This is a genomic window from Bacillus sp. FJAT-42315 (assembly GCF_002797375.1).
Classification (GTDB): Bacteria; Bacillota; Bacilli; order Bacillales; family Domibacillaceae; genus Bacillus_CE.
In genome coordinates this window covers 1,578,760-1,605,537 of the sequence record NZ_KZ454941.1, presented here as the reverse complement: position 1 = coordinate 1,605,537, position 26,778 = coordinate 1,578,760, and the positions used below count along the sequence as shown (strand labels likewise).

General features: G+C 41.4%; 23 protein-coding genes. 3 read left to right on the top strand and 20 right to left on the bottom strand.

Annotation, left to right across the window (positions count from 1 at the left end):
• Positions 1-61: 61 nt before the first annotated feature.
• Genes meaB through CEF22_RS07715 form a run of 3 tightly spaced genes read right to left on the bottom strand, consistent with a single transcriptional unit; the run spans position 62 to position 5,302 of the window.
• Positions 62-1,180: a methylmalonyl Co-A mutase-associated GTPase MeaB gene (gene meaB, locus CEF22_RS07725; protein ID WP_100402396.1), complete on the bottom strand. Its 1,119-nt coding sequence runs from the start codon at positions 1,178-1,180 to the stop codon at positions 62-64.
• Positions 1,180-3,372 carry a methylmalonyl-CoA mutase gene (scpA, locus tag CEF22_RS07720; protein WP_100402395.1) on the bottom strand — a complete coding sequence of 731 codons (2,193 nt, stop codon included), beginning with the start codon at positions 3,370-3,372 and terminating at the stop codon, positions 1,180-1,182. Before scpA ends, meaB begins: the two co-directional genes overlap by 1 nt.
• On the bottom strand, positions 3,365-5,302 hold the full coding sequence (locus tag CEF22_RS07715) for a methylmalonyl-CoA mutase family protein (RefSeq protein WP_100402394.1): 1,938 nt from the start codon (positions 5,300-5,302) through the stop codon (positions 3,365-3,367). The genes scpA and CEF22_RS07715 overlap by 8 nt, the downstream gene beginning before the upstream one ends.
• Positions 5,303-5,547: 245 nt before the next feature.
• Here CEF22_RS07715 and CEF22_RS07710 point away from each other — a divergent pair, with 245 nt between their 5' ends.
• Together CEF22_RS07710 and CEF22_RS07705 are read left to right on the top strand one after the other, a co-directional pair.
• Positions 5,548-6,408, top strand: coding sequence for a DUF1002 domain-containing protein (locus CEF22_RS07710; RefSeq protein WP_100402393.1), 861 nt, complete (start codon positions 5,548-5,550; stop codon positions 6,406-6,408).
• 117 nt (positions 6,409-6,525) lie between these two features.
• Complete coding sequence (locus tag CEF22_RS07705) at positions 6,526-7,425, top strand: helix-turn-helix transcriptional regulator (protein ID WP_100402392.1); 900 nt, start codon at positions 6,526-6,528, stop codon at positions 7,423-7,425.
• A gap of 237 nt (positions 7,426-7,662) precedes the next feature.
• Here CEF22_RS07705 and CEF22_RS07700 read toward each other — a convergent pair whose 3' ends face one another.
• The 7 genes from CEF22_RS07700 to CEF22_RS07670 form a co-directional block, all read right to left on the bottom strand.
• Positions 7,663-8,931: a dihydrolipoamide acetyltransferase family protein gene (locus tag CEF22_RS07700; RefSeq protein ID WP_100402391.1), complete on the bottom strand. Its 1,269-nt coding sequence runs from the start codon at positions 8,929-8,931 to the stop codon at positions 7,663-7,665.
• A 23-nt stretch (positions 8,932-8,954) separates the two neighbouring features.
• Complete coding sequence (locus CEF22_RS07695; RefSeq protein ID WP_100402390.1) at positions 8,955-9,938, bottom strand: alpha-ketoacid dehydrogenase subunit beta; 984 nt, start codon at positions 9,936-9,938, stop codon at positions 8,955-8,957.
• A 17-nt stretch (positions 9,939-9,955) separates the two neighbouring features.
• On the bottom strand, positions 9,956-10,951 hold the full coding sequence (locus tag CEF22_RS07690) for a thiamine pyrophosphate-dependent dehydrogenase E1 component subunit alpha (protein ID WP_100402389.1): 996 nt from the start codon (positions 10,949-10,951) through the stop codon (positions 9,956-9,958).
• A 26-nt stretch (positions 10,952-10,977) separates the two neighbouring features.
• Complete coding sequence (lpdA, locus tag CEF22_RS07685) at positions 10,978-12,402, bottom strand: dihydrolipoyl dehydrogenase (protein WP_100402388.1); 1,425 nt, start codon at positions 12,400-12,402, stop codon at positions 10,978-10,980.
• A gap of 22 nt (positions 12,403-12,424) precedes the next feature.
• The gene (locus CEF22_RS07680) at positions 12,425-12,853 is read right to left on the bottom strand and encodes an acetate and sugar kinases/Hsc70/actin family protein (RefSeq protein WP_100402387.1); all 429 of its coding nucleotides are present in this window, start codon (positions 12,851-12,853) and stop codon (positions 12,425-12,427) included.
• A 42-nt stretch (positions 12,854-12,895) separates the two neighbouring features.
• Positions 12,896-13,990 (bottom strand): branched-chain amino acid dehydrogenase, encoded by a 1,095-nt coding sequence (bcd, locus tag CEF22_RS07675; protein WP_095478247.1) that lies wholly within the window; start codon positions 13,988-13,990, stop codon positions 12,896-12,898.
• Positions 13,991-14,140: 150 nt separating this feature from the next.
• A complete protein-coding gene (locus CEF22_RS07670; protein ID WP_232726082.1) occupies positions 14,141-15,850 on the bottom strand; it encodes a sigma-54 interaction domain-containing protein in 1,710 nt (569 codons plus the stop codon).
• Positions 15,851-15,968: 118 nt separating this feature from the next.
• Here CEF22_RS07670 and CEF22_RS07665 point away from each other — a divergent pair, with 118 nt between their 5' ends.
• Complete coding sequence (locus CEF22_RS07665; RefSeq protein ID WP_095478251.1) at positions 15,969-16,205, top strand: DUF2627 domain-containing protein; 237 nt, start codon at positions 15,969-15,971, stop codon at positions 16,203-16,205.
• 56 nt (positions 16,206-16,261) lie between these two features.
• Here the strand turns inward: CEF22_RS07665 and CEF22_RS07660 are convergent, their stop codons facing one another.
• The 10 genes from CEF22_RS07660 to xseA form a co-directional block, all read right to left on the bottom strand.
• The gene (locus tag CEF22_RS07660; protein WP_100402385.1) at positions 16,262-16,996 is read right to left on the bottom strand and encodes a glycerophosphodiester phosphodiesterase; all 735 of its coding nucleotides are present in this window, start codon (positions 16,994-16,996) and stop codon (positions 16,262-16,264) included.
• A gap of 107 nt (positions 16,997-17,103) precedes the next feature.
• A complete protein-coding gene (gene spo0A, locus CEF22_RS07655) occupies positions 17,104-17,892 on the bottom strand; it encodes a sporulation transcription factor Spo0A (protein ID WP_100402384.1) in 789 nt (262 codons plus the stop codon).
• 174 nt (positions 17,893-18,066) lie between these two features.
• Positions 18,067-19,260, bottom strand: a complete 1,194-nt coding sequence (spoIVB, locus tag CEF22_RS07650) for a SpoIVB peptidase (protein ID WP_100402383.1) — start codon at positions 19,258-19,260, stop codon at positions 18,067-18,069.
• A 165-nt stretch (positions 19,261-19,425) separates the two neighbouring features.
• Positions 19,426-21,135: a DNA repair protein RecN gene (gene recN / locus CEF22_RS07645; RefSeq protein WP_100402382.1), complete on the bottom strand. Its 1,710-nt coding sequence runs from the start codon at positions 21,133-21,135 to the stop codon at positions 19,426-19,428.
• A gap of 17 nt (positions 21,136-21,152) precedes the next feature.
• Positions 21,153-21,602, bottom strand: coding sequence for a transcriptional regulator AhrC/ArgR (gene ahrC, locus CEF22_RS07640; RefSeq protein ID WP_095478261.1), 450 nt, complete (start codon positions 21,600-21,602; stop codon positions 21,153-21,155).
• Between the two features lie 166 nt (positions 21,603-21,768).
• Complete coding sequence (locus CEF22_RS07635; RefSeq protein ID WP_100402381.1) at positions 21,769-22,608, bottom strand: TlyA family RNA methyltransferase; 840 nt, start codon at positions 22,606-22,608, stop codon at positions 21,769-21,771.
• Between the two features lie 2 nt (positions 22,609-22,610).
• A complete protein-coding gene (gene dxs, locus CEF22_RS07630) occupies positions 22,611-24,503 on the bottom strand; it encodes a 1-deoxy-D-xylulose-5-phosphate synthase (protein ID WP_100402380.1) in 1,893 nt (630 codons plus the stop codon).
• A gap of 196 nt (positions 24,504-24,699) precedes the next feature.
• The gene (locus CEF22_RS07625; RefSeq protein WP_442857400.1) at positions 24,700-25,572 is read right to left on the bottom strand and encodes a polyprenyl synthetase family protein; all 873 of its coding nucleotides are present in this window, start codon (positions 25,570-25,572) and stop codon (positions 24,700-24,702) included.
• Between the two features lie 13 nt (positions 25,573-25,585).
• The gene (locus CEF22_RS07620) at positions 25,586-25,813 is read right to left on the bottom strand and encodes an exodeoxyribonuclease VII small subunit (protein WP_094835219.1); all 228 of its coding nucleotides are present in this window, start codon (positions 25,811-25,813) and stop codon (positions 25,586-25,588) included.
• Positions 25,803-26,778: exodeoxyribonuclease VII large subunit (gene xseA, locus CEF22_RS18680; RefSeq protein WP_198508042.1), on the bottom strand; the 976-nt coding region annotated here is incomplete at its 5' end. The genes xseA and CEF22_RS07620, both read right to left, overlap by 11 nt.

The following is a 26,778-nucleotide window of genomic DNA, read 5'->3' as shown; positions in this document are numbered from 1 at the left end:
TTTCAAATACTACAAGTTGATTTTTTGTATAAAAAAACAACGGAAGCGAACCCCCGCTGTTTTATTCATTCGTTTTTGGATACACATGAGCAAATAAATCCTCCACTGCTTGCGAAGGAGTCATTTCCCCCTTCATCGCCTTTCTCTCCATCTCTTTTATATGCTCTTTTACATAGGAATGCTGATAAAAGCTTGCTTTCAGCTGTTCAAGAATTAATGTATGCATCCATTCTTTCGTCTGACTACTGCGACGTTCTGCAAACACACCGCTTTCTTTCGTCGCTTTCTCAAACGCTTGAATCATCTCCCAAATCTCGACGATTCCTCGCTGTTCGATCGATGAGCATGTGTACGCTTTCGATTGCCAGCCTTTTGTAGATGGCTGTAGCATATGAAGAATTTGATTAAACTCTCGTTGCGTCTTTTTAGCTAAAGGTTCATTTTCTCCGTCGGCTTTATTCACCACAATGGCATCGGCCAGCTCCATAATGCCTTTTTTCATGCCTTGGAGCTCGTCGCCAGCTCCTGTTAAAGCAAGCAAGAGAAAGATATCGACCATGCCGCGAACGAGAAATTCACTTTGACCAACACCGACCGTTTCCACTAACACAATGTCAAATCCAGCCGCTTCACAAAGTAACATCGTCTCACGCGTTTTACGATGCACGCCACCAAGCGTTCCACTCGATGGAGAAGGCCGAATAAAGGCATTAGGGTGCTTCGATAATAATTCCATCCGGGTTTTATCACCGAGAATACTGCCCCCGCTAATCGAGGAGCTCGGGTCAATCGCCAGTACCGCTGTTTTAAATCCACGGTCACATAACATTTTGCCGAACGCTTCAATAAAAGTGCTCTTCCCTGCTCCCGGTACACCCGTAATACCGATACGAATCGACTGCCCTGTTTGCGGCAATAAGCACTGTAACAATTCTTGCCCAAACTGATAATGTTCAAGTGCGTTGCTTTCAATGAAGGTAATGGCTTTCGCTAAATCTTTTCTTGACCCGGAACGCACACCAGCCACAAGTTCCTCAATGTTTGGTAAGCTCTTCACTTTTTTTTGAAATCGTTTCTTTTTCGAAGAGGTGAAACCATCATGTGTCGACGTAATTCCTTTCATCACATGAAGAGCGGAATTTCCGCTCTCTTTTAGCTTCGGATCTTGTTTTTCATCCATTATTCACTCACTTCCTCGTAACCGAGGCTCTTATAAATTTCTTCTAAAATCTTTTGGGCCGATACTGGAATAACTGTTCCAGGTCCAAAAATAGCGGCTGCTCCATTCGCACGCAAGAAATCATAATCTTGCGCCGGAATGACTCCACCAATGAACACAATAATGTCTTCACGGCCAAGCTTTTTCAATTCGGCAATTAATGCCGGAAGCAATGTTTTATGACCAGCAGCTAGTGAACTAAAACCGATCGCATGAACATCATTTTCCACTGCTTGTAAAGCTGTCTCTTCTGGTGTTTGGAACAATGGACCGATATCAACGTCAAACCCTAAATCGGCATAAGCAGTTGCAACTACTTTCGCCCCGCGATCATGGCCATCCTGCCCCATTTTCGCAATCAAAATCCGTGGTCTACGTCCTTCCTGCTCATTAAACTCATCTGTCATTCGTTTCACTTCTTCGATTTGCTCTTCATCCGAGAAGTTCGAACTATACACACCACTCACAGAGCGAATCACCGCCTTATGTCTGCCACTAATAATTTCAATCGCATCGGAGATTTCACCTAATGTCGCTCTTGCTCTTGCTGCCTCTACCGCTAATGCTAGCAAATTACCTTCCCCTGTTTTCGCCGCTTCTGTAATCGCTTGAAGCGCATCAACCACTTTTTCTTCATCGCGTGCTTCCTTCATTTGTTGAATCCGTTCAATTTGCTTTAAGCGAACAGCTGTATTATCAATATCTAAAATATCAATTGGATCTTCTTGCTCCAAACGATAACGGTTCACCCCAATGATCGTTTCCGTTCCCGAATCAATTTGGGCTTGGCGTCTAGCCGATGCTTCTTCAATTCTCATTTTCGGAAGCCCCGTTTCAATCGCTTTCGTCATTCCACCCAGCTCTTCGATTTCCTCAATATGCTTCCATGCTCGTTCCATTAATTCGTTCGTCAACGCTTCCACATAATACGAACCACCCCATGGATCGATCACCTTTGTAATACCCGTTTCTTCTTGTAAGTACAGCTGCGTATTACGAGCAATTCGAGCAGAGAAGTCCGTCGGCAATGCGATCGCTTCATCAAGTGCATTCGTATGAAGGGATTGCGTATGACCCATTGTGGCCGCATGTGCTTCAATCAATGTTCTTGTCACATTGTTGAATGGATCTTGCTCCGTTAAGCTCCAGCCAGATGTTTGTGAGTGTGTTCTCAACGCCATCGATTTGCTGTTTTTTGGGTCAAACGGCTTCATCAGCTGAGCCCAAATACGGCGAGCCGCTCGCATTTTTGCCACTTCCATAAAATAGTTCATCCCAATCGCCCAGAAGAAGGATAAACGCGGTGCAAAGGAATCGATATCAATTCCTGCTTTTAAGCCTGTGCGAACGTATTCAAGGCCATCCGCTAACGTATAAGCGAGCTCAATATCTGCTGGTGCGCCCGCTTCTTGCATATGATAGCCAGAAATACTAATACTGTTAAACTTCGGCATATGTTTAGACGTATATTCAAAAATATCCGCAATGATCCGCATCGATGCCTCTGGAGGATAAATATACGTATTACGCACCATATACTCTTTTAAAATGTCGTTCTGGATCGTTCCTGATAATTTTTCTTGAGAAACGCCTTGCTCTTCTGCCGTGACGATGTAAAAAGCCATAATCGGCAACACCGCTCCATTCATCGTCATGGAAACGGACATTTGATCAAGGGGAATACCTGAAAATAAAATCTTCATATCCTCAACTGAGTCGATTGCCACACCTGCTTTTCCAACATCCCCTACGACTCGTGAATGATCGGAATCATACCCGCGATGGGTCGGCAAATCAAATGCAACCGATAACCCTTTTTGTCCCATAGCTAAGTTACGGCGATAAAAGGCATTACTTTCTTCAGCTGTCGAGAATCCGGCATATTGGCGAACCGTCCACGGTCTGTTGACATACATCGTCGGATAAGGGCCTCTCGTATACGGAACCACTCCCGGCATATCATCTGTATGCGCCAGTTCTTCCGTGTCTTCCTGCGTATAAAGAGGATGCAAAGAGATAAACTCGTTCGTTTCAAAAGAAAGCTCTTCAAATGATTGTTTCACTTCATTTTCTAATGACTGCTTCCATTCTGCTAACGAGCGCTCTTTCTCTGCAACGAATGGATCGATCTTTTTAAAATTAGGTTTACTCATGAGTAGCTCCCCCTTCCCATAATGCTAACAAAGATGACAGCTTATCTAATAGATTTTGACCAGCAAACACATAACCATCTAGTCCTGCCGCCAACCATTCCGCTTGCTCTCTTTCTGGAAGCTTGCCAGCAAGGTCTACTTGAATCGCTGGTTGACCTTGCTTCAGCTCAGCCATTAGATTTGGCCCGAACTCTATGTACGCTTCATCTTTCCCACAAATACAGTAATAAGGGAATTGAGTATTTTGGACGAACTGCAACGCATCTTCTACCGAATGACATTCATCGCTTACTTGAACAGAAATGCCTCCAGTAGAAAGCACGCCTGTTACATAATCTGCTCGCGGTTTAAAGTCCTTTAGCTTACCTAAGCAAATAAGACCTGCTTGGATCGTTTTCCCACTCGCTTGAATGCCGACTGCACGTTCTCTTAATTGTTCAAAAGGCTCAGCCAACCGTTGAGATTTTACCGGTATTACCGGTTCCCCACTATCTCTTACATGAAGCTCAGCTAACGTCCGCTCTTCACTTACTTGATTAAGTAGTTCTTTATGCGAAGAAACTGGTTGATCGGCTAGTAACACTTCCATTCCCTCATACTCACTAAAGAATGTTTCATTCAAATCAGCATAAATATTTGTGCCGATCATTGATTTTTTGCGAACGGCTAAGTCGACAATTCGCTGCTCTAGCACTTGAGCTAACTCCTGTTGTAACGCTCCTGCTTTCAACACGGATAACAGGCCACCGCTTTCTTCTATTTGTAAAAACTTCTCCCACGCAGCTTGAGCAAGTTCATTCGTTAAAGACTCAATGAAATAAGAACCACCTGCTGGGTCTACTACTTTCGTCAGATGAGACTCGCTTTGTAAAATTAATGGAATATTTTTAGCGACGCGTTCTGCTAAAGCAGATGTCGTGCCATTAAATTGATCAAAAGGTGTCACTTGTAAATATTCGACTCCCCCAAGCATAGCGGCAAATGCTTCGCTACCTGTTCGCAAAATATTAACATGACGGTCTAGCTTAGAAAGAGTAAATTCAGATGTTTCCGCCCCAATCGTGACTTTCACTGCTTCTCCTTCTATTTCATAAGATTCACATAACGCTGTCCATAGTTTACGAAAAGCGCGAAGTTTAGCCACTTCCATGAAGAATTGTGAGCCGATGGCGAAGTGAAAGCTAAATAATTGAACTGCCTCTAACGGCGTCCATCCTTTTCCTTTAAGATACTCTATATAGAAAACAGCCTCAGACAAGGCAATAGCAATTTCTTGAATGGCGTTTGCCCCCGCTAAATGATAAGGGACTGTATCGATCACAATCGTTTTCACTTTCGGATAACGCTGCTTCATTTCTGTTAATGCCTCAACATGAAGAGCGAGCGCTTGCTCATCCGGAACTAACCCCTTTGTCGCGAAATGAGATAACAGATCCGTCCCCACGACGCCTTGCAATTCAGAGACATCCGCTTTTAAAAGAAAGGCTGAGAACGCTAAAAAATGAGCTTTTGTGTTTATGTATAACGGATATGGACTTGTTAACAACTCAGAACATTCAAGAAAAGTCATTCTCGCTTGTTCCTCAATAGAAAAAGAGAGCGCATTTTGTCCAGCTTCTATCGCCGCTGATAACTTCGCTTGAAGATCAGTAGCTGAATAGGCTTTTAAGCGCTGAGCCGTTTTTAATGGCTGTTCTACATATCCACCTTTATAAAATCCACGAGTATAAGCAGGGACCCCCGGAAACTGTTCTTCTTCTACATGTTCTAGGTCTGCTTTTAAATACAGAGGTTTTAATGTCAATTGTTCGTACGTTTCGGTATGTAGTTTATCCAACGGCTTCCCTTTTAATGAAGCTTCCGCCGTCTTTTTCCACTCCTCTAAAGACACATGATCAAAATTTTGAGCTTTCATCTCTTCCATCTTCATCTCTTTCTCCCCCTTTGTCTTGTAATCGATTACAATCCAAGGTACAAAAATTCTAAATATTATACCTATTTTTATTTTATATGAAGCTTTCCTATCAATCAATGAGGGAAACGGAAAAAACAAGAATCTTCACTTCCTTTTTTTAGGTATGGCTAGAAGGCAATTCGTGAAAAAAGTTGGAGAACATGCTATTCTATTAGTACCCTCTTACATAAAAGAGGAAATCAAAGTTAGGGGAGAACATAATGAAACGAATTATCGCATGGTTAGGAGTATTATTCCTAAGCTTTGGGACGATTGCTCAAGCAGATAGCGTCGTCGGAGATGTGATTGTTACTCTCGGCGAGAACTTAACACCTGCACAAAAAGAACAAGTACTTGAACAAATGGACGTTCCTAAAGACGTCACGACCGTAACGGTATCGAATGAAGAAGAACATAAATATTTAGGAAGCTATATTCCGAAAGCACAAATTGGATCAAAGGCGATTTCATCGAGTAAGATCACGATGAAAGAAAAAGGCTATGGCATTAACGTTCAAACAAATAATATTTCATGGGTATCAAAAGAAATGTATGCCAATGCTTTATCGACAGCTGGAATTAAAGATGCGGATGTCTTTGTCACTGCTCCGTTTGAAGTGTCCGGAACAGCTGGCTTAACCGGACTCATTAAAGCGTATGAAGTATCAACAGGTGAGAAGATTCCGGAAGATCAAAAGCAAGTAGCAAATGAAGAAATGGTTACAACGGCTAAGCTTGGCGACCAAATTGGACAACAAGAAGCAACGGATTTAATGCAAGGAATTAAAGAAGAAATTGCGAAACAAAATCCACAAACAATTCAAGATATTCAAGTCATCATTAACAATGTATCTAACGAGTTGAACATTCAGCTGACACAAGATCAAATCGATCAGCTGGCTGCCCTATTTGATCGAATGAAAGACTTGAACATTAACTGGGATCAAGTGACGAATCAGCTAGATCAAGCGAAAGAGCGCTGGAACGAGTTCAAAAACTCTGAAGAAGGGCAAGGCTTCTTTCAATCCATTATCGATTTCTTCAAATCCATCATCGACTGGATTGCGGGTCTTTTTAAATAATAGAAAAACTGCTGGGAGCTTCCTGGCAGTTTTTTTGTGCTGAACGTAAAAACAGCAAAAAAAATCAAGAATCTCCACTTGCTCTTTAGTATTCTGTAATTGAAGGGAGGGCCTAGCATGAATTACCAACCTGTTTTACAAAAAACGATCGATTATATCGAAAATCATTTACATGACACATTGACTTCAGAAAAAGTAGCCGCACAAGCTGGTTTTTCCCCGTTCCACTTTCACCGGATTTTTCAGAAAGAAACAGGAATGACAGCCACCGATTATATTCGCCGCAGACGTCTAACGAACGCGGCATTGATGCTGCTGTATACAGATGAAACGATTATTCAAATTGCTTATCATTTTCATTTCAACACACAGGAATCGTTTACGAGAGCGTTTAAAAAAGTATATCAACTGCCACCGGGACAGTATCGAAAAATCATGAGCCCGATTATACATTCAAATGGAGGGAATCAAATGGACAATCAACAAAATGTTAAAGGCTGGTTTTTAAGCGGCAGTCATCCTCACAATTATCAAATGGGAAGAGATCAAAAAGTGATTCATCAAGGACGCTACTCTGGTTATTTGAAATCTGTAACCGTTCAAGAAGAAGGCGAATTTGCGACGATGATGCAACAATTTAAAGCGGAAAAATTTATTGGAAAACGAATAAAGTTATCCGCTTTTATTAAGACAGAAAAGGTACAACCGTTTTGTGGGATGTGGATGCGAGTTGATAATACAGCGGGTGATGTTTTACAATTTGATAATATGTACGATCGACCGATTCAAAATGATACCAACTGGAACCTCTATTCAATCGTATTAGACATCCCTGATAATAGCTCAATCATTTCTTTCGGTGTATTGCTATCCGGAACTGGTCATGTGTGGGTAGATGGGGTTAAGTTTGAAGAGGTCGACCAAAGCGTGCCTGTCACTCATATAGAGATTTCACAAGAATTTTTGGATGAACCGATCAACTTATCGTTTGAAGAGGACGTGCTTACTGGTGAATAAATTCTCCTTATATGTTCGAGCTGTAATCGTTAGCACTATCACCGCTCTGCTTATTTTAGGAATCAATATGATCCTTCAATATGGCGCGCATTTTTTATTCGAAACGGGCAGAAGATCTTTATTTTCACTAGGCTCATTCTTCATTTTTATTATTATATTTTTGGGTAGTTTCAGTTACACGATTACTGGAGAAAAAAATAGAAAGAGACTGACTTAAGGGATCAGTCTCTTTTCTTATTAATAAACCGATGTTTGCTCAGATACGTTTTCTAGGATTTCTTTCACGCGCTTTAAGAAGTGGCCGCAAACGAGCCCATCAAGCACGCGATGATCAAGTGATAGACACAGGTTGACCATGTCACGAACAGCAATCATTCCGTTGTCCATGACGACTGGACGTTTCACAATTGATTCCACTTGCAAGATCGCTGCTTGCGGGTAATTAATAATTCCCATCGACTGCACAGAACCAAACGATCCTGTATTGTTGATTGTGAACGTTCCACCTTGCATATCGTCTGCTTTTAATGTGCCTGTACGAACTTTGCCCGCTAGTTCGTAAATTTCACGGCCAATGCCTTTGATTGTTTTTTCGTCGGCTTGTTTAATAACCGGAACAAATAATGCATCATCCGTTGCCACAGCAATCGATAAATTGATATCTTTCTTTTGAATGATCTGGTCGCCTGCCCACATCGAATTAATTTGTGGGAATTCTTTCAGTGCTTGAGCAACTGCTTTGACGAAGAACGCGAAGTACGTTAAGTTAAAGCCTTCTTTTTGTTTAAACTCTTTCTTAATGGAATCGCGATAGGCAACGAGATTCGTTACATCGACTTCCATCATCGTCCAAGCATGAGGCACTTCTTGCTTGCTACGCACCATATTAGCAGCAATCGCTTTTCGAACACCATTCACAGGAATGCTCACATCACCTGGAAGAGGAGTCACACTTGGCTTAGCCGCTTTCTCTTCATATACAGGGGCTTGAATTGGTGCTTGTTGCTCACGAGCTTGACTTGCAGACGATTCATTTCCCTTTGGAATGACGCCCGTTTCGACGATTTTCAAAATATCTTTACGAGTAATTCGGCCGCCTTTTCCAGATCCCTTCACTTGCGCTAAATCGATGCTATGCTCTTGCGATAATTTCAATACAGCAGGCGAATAACGAGCTTTGTTTTCGCTTCCTGCTGTTATTTGTTCGGTCTGCGACTCAGTCTGCTCTTGCTTCGGTGCTTCTGCTTCCGCAGTTCCACCTGCTCCTTGCACGTCCATTAAACAAATCACTTCACCTACTTCTAGCGTATCGCCTTCCGCAGCCGTTAATTCTTTAATGACACCAGTAAAAGAAGATGGCACCTCCGCATTGACTTTATCCGTCATTACTTCCGCAATCGGATCGTATTTATTCACGTGATCCCCTGCGCTCACAAGCCATTTACTAATTGTTCCTTCCGTGACACTTTCTCCAAGTTGAGGCATCGTTACCTTTTCTACACCCATTCAAACTCCTCCTTCCTTTATGATTAAAACTCTGCTAGTTCTCTCATCGCTTTTTCAACTTTATCCGGGTTCACCATGAAATATTTTTCCATCGTTGGCGCATACGGCATCGCTGGAACATCAGGACCCGCCAATCGTTTAATTGGAGCATCGAGGTCAAATAAGCAATTTTCCGCAATAATCGCTGATACTTCACTCATAATGCTGCCTTCTTTATTGTCTTCCGTTAATAGCAGTACTTTCCCCGTTTTGCTCGCCGCTTCAATGATCGCTTCTTTATCTAATGGATAAACGGTACGTAAATCAACAATTTCTGCTTCAATTCCGTCTTTAGATAGCTTCTCCGCTGCTTGCATCGCAAAATGAACGCATAATCCGTACGTGATAACCGTTAAATCTTCACCTTTACGTTTAATATCTGCTTTGCCAATTGGCAACACATAATCATCCGTAGGAACTTCCCCTTTAATTAAGCGGTACGCTCGTTTATGTTCAAAAAACAACACAGGGTCTTCATCACGAATCGCTGCTTTTAATAATCCTTTCACATCATACGGAGTGGAAGGCATGACGATTTTCAATCCCGGCTGATTAGCAAACACCGCTTCAACAGATTGTGAATGATACAAAGCTCCGTGGACACCGCCACCGTAAGGCGCACGAATAACCATTGGACAGCTCCAATCATTATTGGAACGATAGCGAATACGAGCCGCTTCTGAAATAATTTGGTTCACAGCGGGCATAATAAAGTCAGCAAACTGCATTTCGGCAATTGGTCGCATTCCATACATCGCCGCACCAATTCCAACTCCAGCAATAGCTGATTCCGCAAGCGGCGTATCAATCACTCGCTCCTCGCCAAATTGATCATACAGCCCTTGGGTCGCTTTAAATACGCCACCTTTTTTCCCGACGTCTTCTCCTAACACAAACACTTTCGGATCGCGTTCCATTTCTTCACGAATCGCCATTGTTACCGCATCAATATAAGAAATTACTGGCATGATTGTCTCCCCCCTTATTACTGTTGTGCATAGACAAATGTAAGTGCATCTTCTGGATTTGGATAAGGTGCATTTTCCGCATAATCTGTCGCTTCATTTACTTGAATCATAATACGATCATTGATGTCTTTTTCGAGTGCATCCGTCATGACACCTGTTTCTTTCAAATACGCACCGAATGTAATAATTGGATCATTTGTTTTCGCTTTTTGTACCTCGTCTGGTGAACGGTAGCTGCGATCATCGTCATCCGAGGAGTGCGGAGTCAAGCGGTAAGAAATCGTTTCAATTAACGTTGGGCCTTCGCCACGACGGCCACGTTCAGCTGCTTCTTTCACATACTTGTACACTTCAATCGGATCATTTCCATCGATCGTGAAGCCCGGCATACCGTATCCAATGGCGCGATCTGATACATTTTCACAAGCTAATTGTTTTTCTACTGGAACAGAAATCGCATATTTATTGTTTTCGCACATAAAGATGACTGGAAGTTTATGAACACCCGCAAAGTTTGCTCCTTCATGGAAGTCTCCTTGGTTCGATGAGCCTTCCCCAAATGTCACAAACGTTACTAAGTCTTTCTTCTCCATTTTTCCTGCTAACGCAATTCCAACCGCATGTGGCACTTGTGTCGTTACTGGAGAAGAGCCTGTGACGATATGATTTTTCTTTTGTCCGAAATGTCCAGGCATTTGGCGACCACCAGAGTTCGGATCTTCTGCTTTAGCAAAGCCAGAAAGCATAATTTCCTTCGCCGTCATCCCAAACGTCAACACAACACCTAGGTCACGATAGTAAGGGAGAACGTAATCCTTTTCTTGCTCTAGAGCGAACGCTGCTCCTACTTGCGCAGCCTCCTGACCTTGACAAGAAATTACAAACGGAATTTTTCCTGAGCGGTTTAATAACCACATCCGCTCGTCTAAACGGCGGGCAAGCAACATCATTTCATACATTTCTAATACTTTTTCATCACTTAATCCTAATGCTGCGTGACGATTTTCAGCCATATTTATTCCTCCCTAGTTCACCTATTTTAAGAATGAATTGCTTTACCATCGACAGCTAAAGCAGCTTCACCAATTGCCTCACTCAATGTTGGGTGCGGATGAATCGTATGAGCCACTTCCCATGAAGCGGCATCTAGCACACGAGCCACTCCTGCTTCTGAAATCATATCGGTCACATGAGGACCAATCATATGAACACCTAGCAAATCATCTGTTTTTTTGTCAGCTACGATTTTGACAAAACCATCACTTTCTCCATAAACGAGCGCTTTTCCGATCGCTCGGAAAGAAAATTTACCCGTTTTCACATCATAGCCTTTCTCTTTCGCTTCTTGCTCTGTTAAACCGACGCTCGCTGCTTCAGGGCTAGAGTAAATACATTTGGAAACCGTTGTGTAATCAATCGGGTCCACTTCTTCACCCGCTATATGTTCTACAGCTGTTAACCCTTCATGTGAAGCAACATGCGCAAGTTGAAGACCACCGATCACATCACCGATCGCATAAATATGGGATTCTTTCGTTTGATAAAATTCGTTCGTAGCAACAAACCCTTTTTCCACCACGATATCCGTATTTTCAAGACCGATACCTTCCACATTTGCTTGTCGTCCAACCGATACGAGTAATTTCTCTGCTGTAAACGAACGCTTTTCATCATTCACTTCAGCTTGAATCGTCACTTGTCCCTCTTGCTTTTCTACCGTTTCTGCCAGCACCTTCGCATTCGTGACGACCTCAATGCCACGCTTTTTCAATAAACGCTCCATTTCTTTAGAAATGTCGGCATCCTCTGTCGGAATGATTCGATTCGCATATTCTAAAACCGTCACTTTTGCTCCGAAGTCAGCTAACATAGATGCCCATTCAATCCCAATGACACCTCCACCGACGATCACAATCGATTGAGGTACTTCTTTTAACTCAAGTGCTTCATCAGAGGAAAGAATGTACTCACCATCAAAGTCTAGCCCTGGTAACGTTCTTGGACGTGATCCTGTCGCAACAATAACATTTTTAGGAATGAGCATTTCATTTTCACTTCCGTTATTCATTTCGACAGAGATCGTTCCTGGAAGTGGTGAAAAAATCGATGGACCTAATATACGACCGATACCTTCAAACACATCGATTTTCCCTTTTTTCATCAATCCAACGACGCCATTGTGAAGACCATTTACAATGTTTTGCTTTCGCTCTTGCACCTTTTGAAAGTTCAACGAGACGTCTCCTGTTACTACCCCGAACTCCTCACTCTTTTGAGCAGTTTTAAATACTTCTGCACTTCGAAGTAATGCTTTACTTGGAATACAGCCTTTATGTAAGCAGGTACCACCTAGCTTACTTTTTTCAACGATAGCCGTCTTTAATCCGAGCTGTGATGCTCGAATAGCCGCTACATATCCACCTGTTCCTCCACCAAGAATGACTACATCATATTCTTCAGCCATTGATTCTCCTCCTCTATTCTTCTTACTCTTTCGTTGATGACCTTTGTGATAATGCTTGTTCAGCAAGTAAAAGCAGCAACGGATCTCCATCATAAGCTACCTGTTTGCTACTTTCTTGCCTCCATCTATTTGTGTGCACGAAGAAAACAGGAATATGTAATCGTTCAGCGATAGCAGCGGCGATTTTCAACCCAGCCAATAGGTCACGTTCGGCCATCCCGTTGGTGACACTGGGGACACAAATCGCTTGCAACTTTGACATATTCATGCCTTCCTCATCAAGAGAAGCTAATAGTTTTTCTGAATACGTGTTGATAAACGGAACAGATAGCGGCTCGTTTTCAAAAGGCAGAGTTCGTTCAAATACAGCTATTTCATTATCAAATATCCCTGTATTGACCGAATGATTGTCCACATACATCGCAAGCATTCGGTATGGTTGCATCTGCATAGCCGCACCTCCATTCATCTCGTTAAATGACCAAACGATCGTTTAACGTCTTGATAAAATATGGTGACCATTTAATAAAAACTGACTGCGAGATCCCCGCATCTTCGCAATTCGTTCTTCAGCCATACGATCAGCCGCTTGATACGTTGGAATTCCGTCACGCTTAGAGATTTCAATCGCTTTTTCAATGTTGTTGTATATTTGTTCTACTTTTCTCATCGCACGCTCACGGTTATATCCATGAAGCTCGTCCGCCACGTTAATCACGCCACCCGCATTAATGACATAGTCTGGTGCATAAATAATGCCGCGTTCATGCAACTCATCTCCATGACAATTTTCTTTTAATTGGTTATTAGCAGAGCCTGCTACCACTTTCACTTTCAACTGCGGAATTGTATCTGAATTGATGATCGCTCCAAGGGCACACGGCGCGAAAATATCCGCTTCTACTCCATAAATCTCGTCTGGATTCACTGCTTGAGCACCAAAATCAGCGACTGCACGCTGAACAGCTTCTTTATTAATATCTGTAACGATCAGTTTCGCTCCTGCTTCGTGAAGATGACGGCAAAGGTGATAAGAAACATTTCCCACACCTTGAACAGACACGGTCAATCCTTCCAATGAATCGGTACCAAATGCTTCTTTTGCTGCTGCTTTCATGCCGACAAAACAACCGTAAGCTGTCACTGGAGATGGATTTCCTGAAGATCCAAAGGCTGGCGAAATCCCTGTTACATAATCCGTTTCTTCATGAATTAAATCCATATCCTCCACTGTTGTTCCTACATCTTCAGCCGTAATGTAGCGACCGTTTAACCCTTGAATGAAACGGCCAAACGCTCGGAACATTTCTTCGTTTTTGTCTTTTCGAGGATCGCCGATAATGACCGTTTTTCCTCCGCCAAGATTAAGTCCTGCCGCTGCGTTTTTATATGTCATCCCTTTAGCTAAACGAAGGGCATCCTCAATGGCCGCTTCTTCGGATGCATACGTCCACATTCTCGTTCCACCAAGCGCTGGTCCAAGCGTCGTATCATGAATCGCAATAATCGCTTTTAATCCTGATGTTTTATCTTGACAAAAGACCAGTTGCTCGTAATCGTATGTCTCCATATATTTAAAAATTTCCATTGTAAATCCCCCTCGTTTAAAATAAATGATTTTATATCTCCATTGTTAATAATGCAATTACTATGCCAATTCAGCTCACTATTGAAAACGCTTTAATTCCCAAATGAAACGTGCAAACAATTGCAAATAGCGCATTTTTTTGCGTGCAATTTAATTCAAGTTATACTTTTCTAATTTATAATACAGACTTCGAATCGATATATCTAGTTTTTTGGCTGTGGCAGTTTTGTTGCCATTATTTTGTTCCAGCGCTTCTTGAATGACTGTTTTTTCGTATTTGTCCATCATGTCCTGAAGAGTCTCATGAGATTCGTGTTTATTTGGCTCCTTTCGTTCATGAACCGCTTCGCTCTGCTGTCCTTCAATGACATGTAATGTGTCCGCATCAATGAAGGTCTCTGTATAGGTTGAAAAAATCATCGCTCTACCTAAAATATTTTCTAGCTCACGGACATTTCCTGGCCAATGATAATTCGTTAATTTCTTCAAAGCAGCTGGCGTCAGCCCCTTTACATTTCGTCCATAATCTTGATTTAACTTAATAATTAAGCGGTCACATAATAACTGAATATCAGCTTTTCTATTTCGAAGCGGAGGAATATGTATCGGCATTCGATTCAAGCGATAATACAGGTCCTCACGAAAACTCCCGTCAATCATCGCCTTTTCCAAATGGACATTCGTCGCTGAAATAATGCGAACATTGATTGGAACCGATTTCGTCCCACCTACACGAACAATTTCTTGTTCTTGTAGCACCCGTAACAGTTTCGCCTGAGTGTTCGCACTTAATTCACCAATTTCATCAAGAAAAATACTGCCATTATTCGCTTCTTCAAAAAGCCCTGTTTTACCACCACGACGTGCTCCTGAAAAGGCACCTTCTTCATAGCCAAACAGTTCACTTTCTAGCAAAGATTCAGAAAGAGCGGCACAGTTAACCCGAATAAACTTGTTATAACGACGGTCACTCGCGTTATGAATCGCATGAGCAAACAACTCTTTTCCTGTTCCCGATTCTCCCCTGAGAAGAACAGCAGCCGGCGTACTTGCTCCTATTTTCGCTTGTTCAATCGCTATCTTCATTTCTTCCGAGCTGCCGACAATATCTTCAAACGTATATTTTGCTTCTAGCGTTCGAATAATTTGTCTCGCTCTATTTAATTGTTTCGTCAATGACTGAATTTCTGTCAAATCATGAATGACGCCTACACTTCCCTTTAATTGTCCATCGACGATAATCGGAGCAACATTGACAACGACTTCTCGTTTTTTGGCGCCCACATTCATTTTCACCCCTCGCATCGGCTGCCTCGTTTCTAATACTTGAAGATGCACGCTTTCTCCTTCTGATATATCCGTTGTAGCTGGCTGGCCGATCACTTCTTCTTTGCTTAATCCTGTTAATCTTGTGTAGGCTGGGTTAATTAACAATCCTCTTCCCTGTTCATCCACAACAGAAATAGCATCATCACTCGAATAAATAATCGCTTCAAGCATCGTTTGGACTTCTTTTAAATTGGTAATTTCCTCAGCTAAATTCATGACTTCAGTAATATCCTTAAACACGGAAAAAGCGCCAATCACTTCTCCTTCATCGGTAATCATCGGAATTCGTGAAGTAATAATTTTTGAATTCGTTGAAAGCTGATGCTCTTGATTAATTTCCGCCTTCTTTTCCTTCATCACTTCGGGAAGTCGACTAGTTGGAATAACCATTCTAATATGTTGACCAATCGCCTGCTGTTTATCTACCCCAATGATTCGTTCCGCACTTTTGTTGTACAAAATAATTTCCTCGGAATGATCGACAACAATCATCCCTTCATCAATTGATTCAAAAATAAGATCATATTGCATGAACCCACCCCCACCTGCAAAATTTTGCATACTTCTATTGTAAGCGCCACAACTGCCGCTTGACAAATTTACCTAGTAGGATATGATTTTTTTGAGGAACAATTAAAGGAGCATACAAATGGTTCGATTTATCGCATTATTAATATTAGTCATTCCAGGTTTTCTTGCAGGATTAGGCATTAAATTAATGAGGGATATGCTGTTTGGCATTTCACATCCTCTATTTCCGTTTCTATGGCTACAATTTATCGTCGGTTTGCTTTTATTTATTGGCGGATTAGGCTTTATCGCTGGCTTTATTCTTCGTCGTGATCGCAAAAATAACAAAGTACAGGATCGCTTCAAAAAATCGTAAAAAAAAGCTTTGCTACAATGTTTGATGTGAACATTTCTAGCAAAGCCTTTTTATTTTTACTGTCCAAAAATTGATTTTCGAATAGCGATCGCTTTTTGGGGATCATCTGTAAACATGGCGGAACAACCTTGCTGAATGAGCCATTCCATTTGCTTCTCCTTGTTAACAGTATAAGGACGAACGGCCACGCCATGTTCAATCGAGGCTTGAATGATGGCGCTATTCACTGTGCGAACATTAGGATGAATGGCGCTAGCCCCAATGGCTGTTGCATACTTCCACGGCATATATAAATGAGAGGAATACAAAATAGCCGTTTGAATATCGGGAGCGAGACGATGAAAATGAGCTAAGGAATAATGATTAAATGAGGAAATAATCACTCGATCTTCATATTGATATTGACGAATAAGTTGAAGAACCTTTTCCTCCATTCCTTGATATAGAAATTCGTTATTTTTCAACTCAATATTACATACTAAATGATTGGTTTTCATCCAATCAAATACATCGATAAGCAATGGAATCGTCGGTGGGGGCTGGATATTTGAATATTTGTATGGGGCTTCTAAATGCTTCAGCTCGCTCCAAGTCCAATCTTTCACATAGCCCTTGCCATTCGTTGTGCGGTCTAACTTCTCATCATGAATGACGACTAAGCATCCATCCTTTGTCATTTGAACATCTAACTCAATCCCATCTGCTCCAGCGTCTTGAGCCGCTTGAAACGCCATCATTGTATTTTCTGGTGCTATAGCTGAATAGCCTCGGTGAGCAAAAATGAATGTCATAATATGCGATCTCCCTTTCTTGCTTGTCTGTAAACAAAAAACAAGAGGTAACGATAATTTCCGCCCCTCTTTATACGTTTATACAATATGCGATTCGCCTAACTCTTTCAAGAAGCCTTATGTTCTAGTCTTAACTTATCTGCGACCATCGCGATGAATTCTGAATTTGTCGGTTTTGCTTTCGACATGGATACCGTATAGCCAAACAAAGTAGAGATGGAATCGATATTTCCACGACTCCAAGCTACTTCAATCGCATGACGAATCGCTCGCTCCACTCGACTAGCTGTTGTGTTGTATTTTTTGGCGATGTCAGGATATAATACTTTCGTAATCGAGCCAAGCAACTCAATATCATTGTACACCATTGAAATCGCTTCGCGTAAATACAGATAACCTTTAATGTGAGCAGGCACTCCAATTTCATGAATAATGCTTGTGATGCTTGCATCAAGATTGACCGGCTTTTTCTCCGCTGATTTGATGACTGAATTTAACGAACGCTGAGACGCTGGATTTTCCGCACCGCTTACTTGACGAATATGGCTAACGAGGCTTTCCATATCAAACGGCTTGAGCATGAAATAGGAAGCGCCAAGATCAACTGCTTTCTTTGTCACATCCTCTTGTCCAAATGCTGTTAACATAATCACATTCGGCATTGGCGATAAATGAAGGTTTCTCATTTTTTCAAGAACTGCTAAGCCATCGACATGCGGCATAATAATGTCGAGGATCAACACATCGGCTTGCACCTCTGGCAACAGATCTAAACATTCTTGTCCGTTATTTGCCTTTGCCACTACTTCCATATCATTTTGAGAAGAGATATATTCTTCTAATAACTTTACTAGCTCACGATTGTCATCAACAATAGCTACTTTAATTTTCTTCAAAAATGCTCCCCCTCACACTTTTTACTCCTACAATATATTCTAAATGATTTTTTCGACAAAGAGGAATGAAATCCTTTAATTTTTCCTCTTTTTTTATAATATATATTTTTTCCCTTATTTTTCTTTTGATTTCGACGATCTTTTATGTAAAAAACAAGCGAAAGTTTCGCTTGTTTAACTGACCTTTTCTTCCGTTAATGAAATGCCGGCTTCGTTGAGCATCCATTCAATATGAACGCCGTATCCCGATGTTGGATCATTGACAAAGACATGGGTCACCGCTCCGACTATTTTATTATTTTGAATAATTGGACTACCACTCATCCCTTGAACAATGCCCCCTGTACGATCAAGCAGTTTCGGGTCGGTAATTTTGATGACCATTCCTTTTGTTGCTGGATGTTTTTGCGGGATCGTACTGACAATTTCGATGTCGTACCACTCCACTTTATTTCCGCTTACAACAGTTAAAATTTTGGCTGGACCTTCTTTCACTTCATGAGATAAGGCAACTGGATACGCTTTATTAATGAGTGGATGATGCATCGGCTTTTTTAATTGTCCAAAAACGCCATATGGACTATTATTCGTAATATTCCCCAATTGATCTTGACTGTTAGAAAACCGGGCAAGTTTTTCACCTGGGTTCCCATAGCGCCCTTTTTGAATGGACATGACCGTTGATTGAACAATTTCTCCATCTTGAACGATGATTGGCTTTTTTGTGTCTACATCGGTAATCACATGACCAAGTGCCCCGTATTTTTTTGATTTCGGTTCATAAAACGTTAATGTACCAATTCCAGCTGCTGAATCACGTATATAAAGACCTAGCTTATACGATTGTTCCTTTTGATCTTTAAGCGGTTTTAACTTCGTTTCCAGCTGTTTGTGGTTTCTTTGAATCACAACACTCATCGGTTGATTTCGGTCGATTCCTTGAAGAAATGTTCCTACATCTTGCATTTTTTCTATTTTCTTGCCGTTGATCTTCGTAATTAAATCACCCACTTGAATACCGGCTTGCTCTCCTGGAGACTTTTTTCCTTGAGCGGTATCGACTAAGTGATGACCAACTACTAGCACGCCAATTGTATTCATTTTAATACCAATGGACTGTCCACCTGGAATGACTTTTATTTCTTTTATCGCTGTCGCTCGCTTGTTGGTTAATGGAAATCCTGCTGATTCGAGCAACTCTTCCTTTTGGCCGATATTTGTACCCGAGACCGCCGAAATGCTTTCTTCCTTGCGATCGTGTAGTTCTTTTGCATCGACCGGCTGAATAATAAACCAATTCAATAAACAAAATAAAACGGAAACAAGGAGAATTCCACCAGTGGTTTTGCTACGTCGTTTGTTGTTCAACCCCTTCACTCTCCTCGCTTCTGAATGAGCCGCTTTGCTGGCTGTACATTTACTTTTTCCTTAGAACGAATCAATTATTACGGAAAAATACTCCCATCATTGGATGGCTTGACGTTCACAATAAAAAATGGCTGTCTCCCCTTTTTAGAGAGACAGCCGTAGTTTTTAGCTATTTTTTAAAGAAGCTGCTAATTCAAGCAGTTCTTTTGCATGTTGTTTCGTTAAGTCTGTCATTTCGACTCCAGAAATCATTCGCCCGATTTCTTTAATTTTCTCCTCATTTTCAAGCGGCTCCACAAATGTTTTTGTTCGCCCACCAGTCATCACTTTAGATATGTATAAATGCACATCCGCCATCGCAGCCACTTGTGGCAAATGGGAAATACAAAGGACTTGTGAATGAATGGCTACTTGGTGAATTTTTTCTCCGATCGCTTGAGCGACTCGACCGCTCACCCCTGTATCCACTTCATCAAAAATAATGGAGGTTACTCCTTGATGCTTCGAGAAAATTGTCTTCATCGCTAGCATCATTCGCGATAATTCCCCTCCAGAAGCGACTTTAGACAGCGGCTTTAACGGCTCGCCTGGGTTCGTGGAAATATAAAATTCGACTTCATCTAACCCGTCTTTTTTAAAAGACGGAGCTTGCTTCATTCCATCTTCACCATCGATAAGAAATTGAATGTTGAATACGGTTTTATCCATGTACAACTGCTTTAACTCATGATGAATCGCATCCTCTAATTTTTCAGCTACTTGTTTGCGCAAATAGCTGAGCTGTTTCCCTTCAAGCAACAAATCTTTTTCATACGCTAATCGATCGTTTTGTAGCTTTTCAATATGCGTTTCTCGATTCGTTAACGTTTCGATTTCCTCTTCAATCTTTCCACCATACTCCATGATCTCTTCAATCGTGCTACCATATTTCCTTTTCAGGACATTAATTTCATTGAGTCTTGTTTCAATCTCATTTAAGCGATTAGGATCAAACTCTAACCCATCAAGCGCGGAGCTGATTTGGCGTGATACATCCTCGATCGCATAAAAGCTTTCAGACATCGCTTCATAGAGGGAACGATATTGTTCATCAATTTCGGCTGCTGTTTCTAGCTGACTCATCGCCAAACCGATCCAATCCAGTCCTTTTCCTTCTCCTTGTAGAGCATTATAACTCGTCTGAGTCGTTTCATACAATTTCTCGAAATTGCTCAGTTTTCTTTTTTCTTCTGTTAGCTCTTCATCTTCCCGTAACTTCAAATCCGCTTTTTGAATTTCATTTAGTTGAAATTGAATTAAGTCGAGACGATGAGCCATTTGCTGTTCGTTTTCGCTTAACTGACGAATCGCCTTCATCGTTTGTTCATAGCGTTTAAAAATGTCTGTATAATTGGCTTTCGTTGCTAAAACTTTACTTCCGCCAAATTGATCGAGCAAGTGTAAATGTTGATTCGTATCCATCAGTTCTTGATGCTCATGCTGACCATGAATATCGACAAGCGTCGAACCAATTTCGCGAAGGATGGCAATCGTCACAAGCTTGCCGTTGATACGACAAACGCTTTTTCCACTCGCCGAGATTTCTCTGCGAATGATCACCATCTCATCCTCCATCTCAATGCCAAATTGCTGGGCTTTTTGGATAGAGGGATGATTCGGTCCCTCTATACTAAACATTCCTTCAATTTCAGCTTTTTTCTCTCCATGGCGAACAAATTCTGACGAGCCGCGTCCACCTGCCAATAAGTGAACGGCATCAATAATAATCGATTTACCGGCTCCTGTTTCTCCGGTTAACACCGTCAACCCTTTTTCTAGTGACAGATTTAATTCTTCAATGATGGCAAAATTGCGTATGGACAATTCCTGTAGCAATGTCTATTCACCTCAAATTAAAGCATTTCTAAAAAGCGTTCTGAAATAACCGATGTATGCTCAGGGGCACGACAAATAATTAAACAAGTGTCATCTCCGCAAATCGTTCCCATAATTTCGTCCCAATCAAGGTTGTCAATTAATGCGCCGACGGCTTGAGCATTTCCTGGTAAAGTTTTCATAACGACAAAGTGACCAGCTGCATCAATGCTGACAAATGCATCCACTAAAGAACGTTTCAGCTTTTGTAACGGATTGAAACGCTGATCAGCAGGAAGACTATATTTATAGCGCCCGTCCATCAATGGCACTTTCACTAAATGAAGCTCCTTAATATCTCTTGATACCGTTGCTTGCGTCACGTTATAGCCTAAAGTTTTTAAACGATCAACAAGATCATCTTGTGTTTCAATTTCATTGTTAGCAATAATTTCTCTAATTTTTATATGACGTTGTCCTTTGTTCATCTTATCACCTCAAAAAGCGTATAAATATGCTGTAGTATTCACATTTTATCTTAATTCAATCCTGATGTATAGTCACTATGTCACATCAAGCATGCAAAAAGAGACTGTTTTCAAGATCATTTGTCTTTGAAACAGTCTCTTTTTGTTATCCTTTAAATCGAACCCACTATTTATTCGTTTTTTTCTTTAATTGTTCGTGAGCATCATTGACAACGGCATCAACCGTTGTTAACAGCTGATTCTCTCCTGCTTCTTGCGGCTGCTTAGGCCAATGTAAATGAATTAAAAATTCAATATTCCCGTCTCCTCCAGTAATAGGAGAGTACGATAAATCCTTCACATCATATCCAAGTCCTAATGCTATCTCAATGATTTTAACGATCACTTCTTTATGAATTTTCGCTTCTCTCACAATCCCTTTTTTGCCTACTTGTTCTTTCCCCGCTTCAAATTGCGGTTTAATTAAGGCAACGACATTACTTTCTGGAACAAGTAACGTTTTTAATACGGGTAAAATTAAGGATAGCGAAATAAACGAGACATCGATCGTTGCAAAATCCGGCATTCCTTTTGGTAGATCGGCTGGTGTGACGTAACGGAAATTCGTTCGCTCCATTACAACGACTCGCTCATCTTGACGAAGCTTCCAAGCGAGCTGATTATAGCCAACATCTAGTGCATAAGAAAGCTTTGCTCCGTTTTGTAGTGCACAATCAGTGAACCCACCTGTTGAAGAGCCAATATCAAGCATCGTTTTATCTTTCACATCAACCTGAAATTCTTTCAATGCCTTTTCAAGCTTTAATCCGCCACGGCTCACATAACGTAGCGTATTTCCTTTAATTTGCAAAGGAGCGTCGGCAGCAATTTTCTCTCCCGGTTTATCTAGGCGCTCTTCATTGGAGTAAACAAGGCCAGCCATCACAGCCCGCTTCGCTTTTTCTCTCGTTTCTATTAATCCTCTTTCTACAAGAAGTACATCTATTCGTTCTTTCTTTATCTTCATGCTTAAGCTCTTTTCTGTTTTTTTGGAATCATCGCACGTAACTTGGCAACGGCTGCTTCTTCCGTTAATTCAATTTCTTCTAACAACAAATCGACGCTTCCATGCTCGATGAAACGATCAGGAATTCCCATGCGATCAATGACGTGGTCATGGTACCCGTGGTCATGGGCAAATTCAAGAACTCCGCTTCCGAAGCCTCCTTCAAGCACGGCTTCTTCAATCGTTAAAATTGGCATATCAGCATTTAATATACTTAACAGCATTTCTTCATCCATTGGTTTAATAAAACGAGCATTGACGATCTTCACGGAAATCCCTTGTTTTTCCGCTTGCTCTGCTGCTTTCATCGCCATCGGAATCGTTGTACCGAATGTTAAAATCGCTACATCCTGGCCTTCTTTTAACACTTCCCAAGAACCGATTGGAATTTCCTTCAATTGTTCATCCATCGGCACACCAAGTCCATTGCCTCGCGGAAAGCGCATCGCAATCGGACCATCGTTGTATTGAAAAGCTGTGTATACGAGGTGCTGTCCCTCATTCTCATCTTTTGGCATCATCAATACCATATTAGGCAAATGACGTAAAAAGGCGATGTCAAATACTCCTTGATGCGTTTCACCATCTGCACCTACAAGACCTGCTCGATCAATACCGATAAATACATTTAAATTCGGTCGGCAAATATCATGGACAACTTGATCGTAAGCTCGCTGCAAAAACGTTGAATAAATCGCAAGAAACGGCTTCATGCCTTGCGTCGCAAGTCCTGCTGCTACTGTCGCGGCATGCTGCTCTGCAATCCCTACATCATGCATGCGGTCAGGAAACTCCTCGGCAAATCCTAATAGCTTAGAACCAACAGGCATGGCCGGTGTAATAGCGACCACCCGATCATCAGTACGGGCGATTTTTCGAGCCGTTTCACTTACAAGCGCGCTCCAAGCAGGAGGCTGATTCACAGGTTTTATAATCGTGCCCGTTTCCATTTTATATGGACCAGTTCCATGCCATGTTCCTTTCGTATCTAACTCGGCTGGACGATAGCCTTTTCCTTTCTTCGTCAACACATGAAGAATGACAGGTCCTTCTACTTTTTTTGCATATTGTAGCTGCTCTAACAAATCTTCAAAATTATGACCATCAATTGGTCCAAGATACGTAAAACCCATCTCTTCAAAAAACATACCTGATACAAATAAATACTTTAAACTATCTTTTAAGCGTTCGGCTGTGTGAGCCATTTTTCCACCGACAGCTGGAATCTTTTTCAGTAAGCTTTCAAGTTCATCTTTCACCCAGTTATACTTACCGGCTGTTCGCAAACGTCCCAACATTTGATGAAGCGCTCCAACGTTGGGAGCGATGGACATCTCATTATCGTTTAAAATCACAATCATATTCGTTTTTTCATGTCCGATATGATTCAACGCTTCAAGAGCCATTCCTCCGGTTAATGCACCATCACCAATAACTGGAACAACATGAGATTTTTCTTTCTTTAAGTCTCTCGCAATCGCCATTCCCATCGCTGCTGATAAAGATGTCGAACTATGTCCGGTTTCCCATACATCGTGCTCACTTTCCGAGCATTTAGGAAAACCGCACAACCCTTTGTACTGTCGAAGAGTATCGAATTGTCCTGCACGCCCTGTTAATATTTTATGAACATACGACTGATGCCCAACATCCCATAAAATTTTATCGACAGGACTTTGAAAACAACGATGCAATGCAATCGTTAACTCTACCACGCCAAGGTTCGGTCCGATATGACCTCCCGTTTTCGATAGGTTTTCGATTAAAAATTGACGAATATCTGCACTTAACTCATTTAATTCATCTATGGACATGTTTTTCAAAAAAGTAGGGTCTTTAATTGATAATAGATCCAATAGGATCACTCGCTTTCATTACTGTGTCATTTGTCACTTTGACTTTATTATAACGTGCTCGATTTTTTCTACAACTTTTTACTTTAGTGACTTTGAAAAAATAGCCGCTAACACTATGGCGTGATAACGGCAAGTTAATAAAAATAGTACTAATATTATACCATATGTCGCAAATTACAACAATTTTAGTCACTTTTCACTGATCTCGATGAGCAATTAAATGAGCTAGTTCCTTCAAAAGTTCAGCATCTGTATTCGTTTTTTCTATCGCTTGAAGCGCTTCTGTTAAATGTTCTTGAAGCTTTTCTTTCGCGCCCTCAAGCGTCAATAAAGATGGGTATGTGCTCTTCTGTTTATTCACATCGCTACCGACTCGTTTGCCAATCTTTTCTTCTGAACCTTCCACGTCTAATATATCGTCTTGAATTTGAAAAGCAAGCCCAATGTGATTGGCATATGTTTGAAAGTGCTGCAATTGCGCTTCTGTTGCTCCTGACAAAAAGGCCCCTGCCATTACACTAAACTCTAACAGTCGTCCCGTTTTATGCTTATGGATATATTCAAGCTCCTCTAAAGTCAGTTGTTTGTTTTCTCCCTCCATATCGGCCATTTGCCCTCCAACCATACCGGCAGGACCAGCCGCTTGAGACAACCAATTCATCAACCACACTTTTTGGTCATTGGAATATATTTTTGATTGAGCGATCACTTTAAAAGCATGAGTTAATAAGGCGTCTCCCGCTAATATAGCCGTCGCTTCGCCGAACACTTTATGGTTGGTCGGCTTGCCCCGACGTAAATCATCATCATCCATGCTCGGCAAGTCATCATGAATTAAGGAATACGTATGAATCATTTCTAAAGCGGCGGCGGCTTCCATTCCAATCAACGTTTCTTTTCGAAAAGCAGCGATGGTCGCAAACAATAACATCGGACGAAGCCTTTTTCCACCTGCTTGAAGAGAATAGTCCATTGCTTGTATTAATATGTCCGGAGCTGTGATTGTAGAAATGATTGTGTGTAATTTTGTTTCAAGTTCTGTTTTATGTGCATCTATAAATCCTGACAATTGGGTCACTATATTATTCCCCCTCATGAACAACGAAGTCCTGCTCTCCATCTTCCGTCATTAATTTTGCTAATTGATCTTCTGCATTGACCAACTTTTCATGACAAAAAGCAGATAATTCCATTCCTTTTTGATAATAACTCAATGCTTCTTCTAACGGAACGTCGCCTTCTTCCAATTTTGTCACAATCGACTCTAGCTGATCCATCGCTTCTTCAAAACTAAGTTTTTTATTCTCCATTTTTATCCTCCTCCATCGATTGAATTTGACAATACAAACTCCCATCGGACAACCGTACTCTCAGTTCTTCGCCAACTTTAACATCTGTCGTTGATTTCACTATTTGATTGTCAGCAGTATAAGTGAGACTATATCCTCTTTCCATCACTTTTAACGGGCTTAATGCATGAAGCAAAGATACCTTTCGTTTGAATTCGTCTTCTTTACGGCTAAATACAGCTTGCATCTGTCGAATCAAGCTATTTTTTAATCGTTCCACCTCGATCGTAGACTCATGAATTTTTTTCCCGGGGTGGCTTCTTTGTAAACGATTGGTCAGCTCATTGATTCGAATATGAGTCTGTTTCAAGTAAAGAGCCTGTTCTTTAACCAATTTTTCAGTTAATCGATCGAGTCGTTCCGCTTGTTGACGATACAACGTCTCTGGATTGCGCATAATATAAGAGCTTTTGACGGTTTCATATCGTTTTCTTTCCCGCCGAATCTTTTCTGACATCGCTCGAATTAAACGTGTTTTTCTTGTAACTACTTTTTCGACAACTTCTTCGATATGCGGTACAGCAAGCTCTGCTGCCCCTGTTGGTGTCGGTGCCCTCATGTCCGCAACAAAATCAGCAATCGTGACATCTGTTTCATGACCGACAGCTGAAATAACAGGAACTTGTGAGGCGCTAATCGCTAAAGCTACCTGTTCTTCATTAAAGGCCCAAAGTTCCTCAATCGAGCCGCCCCCACGTCCAACAATTAACACCTCTGCCCGACCATCATCATTAGCTTTTTCAATCGCTGATACAATCGAAGGAGCGGCGTTCTCTCCTTGAACAAGGGCTGGGTAGACGAGCATTTGGGCAACTGGATAACGCCTTTTAATCGTTGTTATAATATCTCTCACAGCTGCTCCTGTTGGTGAGGTAATAATCCCAATCACTTTAGGATAGACAGGTAGTGGGCGTTTTTTGTCAGCA